We start from the raw sequence: 382 nt of genomic DNA, 5'->3' as shown, positions 1-382 counted from the left end.
GCCGAGGAGCTGGCGCGCGAAATCGAGGTGGTGTGCGAGGAAATCAAGCGCAGCCAGGACACGCACTCGCGGCGCGCGTCGCGCGACTTGTTCTCCACCGTGTTCCAGACGCATCCGTACCGGTTGCCGGTGCTCGGCACGGCGGAGAGCGTGCGGAGCTTCACGCGGGAGAAGGTGCTGGAGTTCTACCACCGCTACTACACGCCCAAGAACCTGGTGCTCTCCGTCTCCGGAGACCTGAGCGAGGCGGAGCTGCGCGGGTGGGTGGACGAGATTTTCGGCGGGGACTGGGGCCGTCCGTACGAGGGCGCGGGGAAGCGTCCCGAGGAGCCCACACCCACCGGCCGCCGCGTGCTCTTGCGCCCGGACGAGGTGAAGGAGG

1 protein-coding gene is annotated in these 382 nt (G+C 68.8%); it reads left to right on the top strand.

Translation table 11 applies throughout. The annotated features are described in order from the left end of the window. The coding region (locus D7Y04_RS43760; RefSeq protein ID WP_147477407.1) for a pitrilysin family protein at nucleotides 1–382 on the top strand (382 nt) is incomplete at both ends.

It is taken from the genome of Corallococcus sp. AB038B (genome assembly GCF_003668955.1).
In the GTDB taxonomy this organism is placed as follows: Bacteria; Myxococcota; Myxococcia; order Myxococcales; family Myxococcaceae; genus Corallococcus; species Corallococcus exiguus.
This window is presented reverse-complemented; position numbering and strand designations above follow the sequence as displayed.